Raw genomic sequence first — 4076 nt, 5'->3', positions numbered from 1 at the left:
CCGGCGACGCCCCCGACCCCGAGACCATCACGGCGGCTGTCGCTGCCGTTCCCACGAGGGGCTGACATGGCACCCGATCACCCGGCACCCGAACACCTGCCCCCGCACCGCGTGGCACGCGACCGGATGGCGACCTGGAAGATCGTCGCAATCACCCTCGGGGCCGTCATCGGCGCGCTGGGGCTGTTCGGTGCCGGGTTCGTCGCCGGGGTGGCCACGAGTTCCGTGGCGCAGTCGTCGGGGACGCTGCCCGGGGGCTCCGGCGGGGGGACCGGCGGCGGGGGCGCCGACCCGGCACCGACCGGGGGCGACCCGGGAGAGGGCGGGGCGGCATCCGAGTTCGACGACTGCCTGGTCGGGACCTGGCGCACCACCGACTACGAGCAGAGGACCACCGGCCCGGATGGTGAGTCGGTGCTGACCGGTCTGAACCGCACCTTCACCTTCGACGAGAGCGGGCGGCACGTCGTCACCTACGACGAGGTCGAGGCCAGGCTCACCACCCCGGGCGGCACCAGCGCCCTGGTGTTCGACGGCACGGTCGTCTACCGGGTGGCCCTGTCGGGGTCACGGATGTCGTTCACCCTCGAGTCGGCGAAGGGGTCGATGACGGTTCGACCCGAGCAGGGCAAGGAGGAGGTGCGCGACCTCCAACCGGGCACCGGGGCCGTGACCTACACCTGTGAGGGCGACACCTACACCGAGGAGGACGGCAAGGGCTTCCGGGAGATGGCCACGCGGGTCAGGTGAAGCCATCGGCACCCGACCGTGGTCCCCGTGACCTGTTTGTGACATAGGAGGGTCGCCGCTACCCTGATGAGAACGCCTCCACACGGATCGCGCCCCCGAGGTCGGTTACGCCGAGTCCTGCCACCGACCTCAGGCCCCTTCGCACCACCGCTTGGCAGGAGCGGGGGACCCACTTGTGGGCCCGCCCTCGATCGCTGAGGACGAGCCCTTGGGGTGAAGCCGGATCTCGACCGTGAGTCGGGGACGGCCGGGCGACCTCAGCCCGAACCCGACAGCTCACCTCGTAGGCGCGAGAGGCAATCCATGACTCTTCAGACCGTTCCCGGGCGCCACCGATCCGCCCAGTCGTTCAGCGTGTTCGCCGAGCTGACCAGTGTCCTCGGCCAGGCCGGCCTGTCCGGCGCCCGGGTCGCCGCGACCGTCGGCGTTGCCGGAGGCCTCATGGCCGCCGGCTCCGCGATCCCTGCGAACGCCGCCCCGGCGAAGGCCTCGGCCGTCACGGCGGCCGCACCCGCCGCCGCTCCTGCGGTAGCACCGGCCGCGGTGCCCGCCGCGACCACCGCCTACCTGACGGTGACCCTGCGCCAGGGCAACTCGCACTACGCCCAGAACAGGATCCTCCAGCGGCGGCTCAACGCCCTGGGCGCCAAACTCACGGTCGACGGGCGCTTCGGCGCCAAGACGCTCGCGGCGGTCAAGAAGTACCAGCGCTCCAAGGGGCTGCAGGCCGACGGCATCGTCGGTCCCAAGACCCGCAAGGCCCTCAAGCTCGCCGGGACGGCCTCGGCGCCCGCCGCGGCCTCGCGCTCGACCTCGCGCTCGGCCATCAACATGGCCCGCGCTGCCATGTGGGACCGGATCGCCAAGTGTGAGTCCGGCGGCCGCTGGAACATCAACACCGGCAACGGCTACTACGGCGGTCTGCAGTTCGACTACCGCACGTGGCTGAGCGTCAACGGTGATGACTTCGCGCCGCGGGCCGACAAGGCATCGCGCGCCGAGCAGATCACCGTCGCGAACCGGCTGTACGCCAAGCGCGGCCTCCAGCCGTGGGGTTGCCGCCACGCCGCCTGACGCCTCGGCCTGACGGCGTCTCGCACAACGCAGAAGATCGGGTGCCACGCAGTAATTACTGCGTGGCACCCGATCTTCTGCGTTGTGCCTGCCCTGGCCGGCTACGTCGTGCAGCCGGCCAGGGGCTCAGCGGTGAGGGCTCAGCGCTCCTCGGTACCCGCGATGAAGGCCTCGAGCTTGGCGCGACCGACGTCGTCGGGACGCTGCTCCGGCGGGGACTTCATGAGGTAGGACGAGGCCGAGAGCAGGGCGCCACCGACGCCGCGGTCCTTGGCGATCTTCGCCGCGCGGATGGCGTCGATGATGATGCCGGCCGAGTTCGGGGAGTCCCAGACCTCGAGCTTGTACTCGAGGTTGAGCGGGGCGTCACCGAACGCGCGACCCTCGAGGCGGACGTAGGCCCACTTGCGGTCGTCGAGCCACGCGACGTAGTCCGACGGGCCGATGTGCACGTTCTTGTCGTGGATCTTGCCCGAGAGCGAGCCCTCGAGGTTCGAGGTCACGGCCTGGGTCTTGGAGACCTTCTTGGACTCCAGGCGCTCGCGCTCGAGCATGTTCTTGAAGTCCATGTTGCCGCCGACGTTGAGCTGGTAGGTGCGGTCCAGCGTGACGCCGCGGTCCTCGAACAGCTTGGCCATGACGCGGTGGGTGATGGTCGCGCCGACCTGGCTCTTGATGTCGTCGCCGATGACCGGAACGCCGGCCTCCTCGAACTTCGCGGCCCACTCGGGGTCGGACGCGATGAACACGGGCAGGGCGTTGACGAAGGCGACACCGGCGTCGATCGCGCACTGGGCGTAGAACTTGTCGGCATTCTCCGACCCCACGGGGAGGTAGGAGACGAGGACGTCGACCTTCGCGTCGCGCAGGGCGGCGACGACGTCGACCGGCTCGGCGGCCGACTCGTCGATGGTCTCGCGGTAGTACTTGCCGAGGCCGTCGAGGGTGACGCCACGCTGGACGGTGACGCCGCTGGTGGGCACGTCCGCGATCTTGATGGTGTTGTTCTCGGAGGCGTTGATCGCCTCGGCGAGGTCCTTGCCGACCTTCTTGTCGTCGACGTCGAACGCGGCGACGAACTCCACGTCGCGCACGTGGTAGTCACCGAAGGTGACGTGCATCAGACCGGGGACGGTCTGGGTCGGGTCGGCGTCGCGGTAGTAGTGCACGCCCTGAACGAGCGAGGACGCACAGTTACCGACGCCGACGATGGCGACGCGGATGGAACCCATGTACTTCTCCTGGGGTTGTGATCGGGTTGGATGTGGTGAAGCGGATGCCGGTGCGCCCGGGATGGCGCGGGCGGCACCTACGGCTGGGGGCCGGGATCTGTGGGGTGGCGCCGTTCGGCGTCGATGAGCTCGCTGAGCCATCGGACCTCGCGCTCGGTGGTCTCCTCACCGTGGCGCTGGAGGGCCGTCGTGTAGGCGTCGAGGCGCTCGCGGCTGCGGGTGGCGGCCTCACGCACGCGCTCGAGGTCCTCCTCGACCCGCGAGCGGCGGCCCTCGAGGATGCGCAGGCGCACGTCGCGCTCGGTGCGGGCGAAGAACGCGAACCGCACGTCGAAGCCGTCGTCCTCGTAGGCGGAGGCGTCGGTGCGGGCGACCAGGGCCGAGAAGTGCTCCTTACCGGCCGCGGTCAGTTCGTAGACGACCCGGGGGCGACGGCCGGTGGGGCCGGCGGGGTCGGTCGTCTCGGCGATGAGCCCGTGGTCGAGCAGGTCGCGCAGGGCGGGGTAGAGCGTGCCGTAGGACAGCGCCCGGAAAGGGCCGAGCGCGGTGTTCAGCCGCCGGCGCAGGTCATAGCCGTGCGTGGGCCCTTCGTGGAGGAGGCCGAGGACGGCGAACTCCAGCAGCTGGGCGCGGCGGCTCTTCACGGCTTACCTCCTTCGGGTGGAACGGACCAGACATACGAGGCGTTTGTCAGGAGCAAGGTAGCATAGATATATCGGTGCGATACATCGAGGCAGTGCATCGAGGCGCTGAACCTCCGCCGGCCGTTCAGGGTTCTCCAAGGAATCCGGTCATACTGGCCATGGGGCCGAGGGTCTTCTACCCCCCGGTGCGCCGCCGTCCGATCTGCTTGAAACCCGCCGTTCCCCACCCCGGAAAGCCGCATGAGTCAACGCCAGCCCAGTCCCTTCGCGACCTCGTCGAGCGGTCGCCGCTCGACGGCATCCGCCGGCCGCTCCCGCGGTCGCACCTGGCTGCGTCGCGGCCTGTGGACCGTGCTCGCCCTCGCGATCCTCGGCG

The 4076-nt window shown here is 70.1% G+C and carries 4 protein-coding genes and 1 riboswitch; of the genes, 2 read left to right on the top strand and 2 right to left on the bottom strand.

Annotated features, from left to right (window positions below; all coding sequences use genetic code 11):
- The first annotated feature begins 66 nt into the window (after nt 1–66).
- A complete protein-coding gene (locus PLL68_RS12775; RefSeq protein WP_324534654.1) occupies nt 67–750 on the top strand; it encodes a hypothetical protein in 684 nt (227 codons plus the stop codon).
- Nucleotides 751–888: 138 nt separating this feature from the next.
- A riboswitch (cyclic di-AMP (ydaO/yuaA leader) is annotated at nt 889–1051 on the top strand.
- Between the two features lie 2 nt (nt 1052–1053).
- Nucleotides 1054–1824 carry a transglycosylase family protein gene (locus PLL68_RS12770; RefSeq protein WP_324534652.1) on the top strand — a complete coding sequence of 257 codons (771 nt, stop codon included), beginning with the start codon at nt 1054–1056 and terminating at the stop codon, nt 1822–1824.
- A gap of 140 nt (nt 1825–1964) precedes the next feature.
- Here the strand turns inward: PLL68_RS12770 and PLL68_RS12765 are convergent, their stop codons facing one another.
- The gene (locus PLL68_RS12765) at nt 1965–3056 is read right to left on the bottom strand and encodes an inositol-3-phosphate synthase (protein WP_324534650.1); all 1092 of its coding nucleotides are present in this window, start codon (nt 3054–3056) and stop codon (nt 1965–1967) included.
- A 77-nt stretch (nt 3057–3133) separates the two neighbouring features.
- Nucleotides 3134–3700: a PadR family transcriptional regulator gene (locus PLL68_RS12760; RefSeq protein WP_324534648.1), complete on the bottom strand. Its 567-nt coding sequence runs from the start codon at nt 3698–3700 to the stop codon at nt 3134–3136.
- Nucleotides 3701–4076: the final 376 nt, after the last annotated feature.

Origin of the sequence: Ornithinibacter sp., from assembly GCF_035443565.1 — a bacterium.
In the GTDB taxonomy this organism is placed as follows: Bacteria; Actinomycetota; Actinomycetes; order Actinomycetales; family Dermatophilaceae; genus Fodinibacter.
The sequence above is the reverse complement of the archived record's forward strand: the minus strand, read 5'-3'. Positions and strand labels throughout refer to the sequence as shown.